This is a genomic window from Pseudomonas sp. MD195_PC81_125 (assembly GCF_014060985.1).
Taxonomy (GTDB): domain Bacteria; phylum Pseudomonadota; class Gammaproteobacteria; order Pseudomonadales; family Pseudomonadaceae; genus Aquipseudomonas; species Aquipseudomonas parakoreensis.
The window spans coordinates 1-511 of the sequence record NZ_JABULD010001030.1 but is presented as its reverse complement, the minus strand read 5'-3'; the positions used below and the strand labels follow the sequence as shown (position 1 = coordinate 511).

Below are 511 nucleotides of genomic sequence, written 5' to 3'. Positions count from 1 at the left end.
TCTTCTGCCAAGTCACGACGGATGGCGCTGATTGCCCACGACAGTTGGTCGGCGTTGTGCATTTGCTGGTAGGTCAAGGCGCGCTTGAACACTTTGCCTTCGCTGCTGCGCAAGGTCAGCAAAATCCCGCCATCAGGACGCGGTGCAGTGGTGACGTTGAAGTTGGAGAACAGGGAGGTAAATTTTTCTTGAATCAGGCTCATGTCTTTCAGCTCCGTATGCACTTGAAGGGCAAGCATGCACAGGAGGTTGCAGCGATTGTGCCAGCATTTGAAAAATAAAAAATCCTTTAAAATCAATGGCTTAAAAATCATGAAATTTGCACGGGTCGTGCAAACTGCATGAATGGCCATCGTGCATCCTGCATTTTGCGGGATTCTCTTCAGTTGGACGGAACCAAATGGCAAAGGCGCAATCTCCGCTGCCAGGCATGAGCGGGCGGATACAAAACAATTGCAAAAACCGCGTGTACAGCTTGAGAAGCGCTGTCGTATTTTCGATCCCCGACCTT

The 511-nt window shown here is 50.1% G+C and carries 1 protein-coding gene; it reads right to left on the bottom strand.

Features of this window, described 5'->3' with window-relative positions; translation table 11 throughout:
* The coding region (locus HT737_RS32495; RefSeq protein WP_182404713.1) for a DUF3509 domain-containing protein at window positions 1-203 on the bottom strand (203 nt) is incomplete at its 3' end.
* Window positions 204-511: the final 308 nt, after the last annotated feature.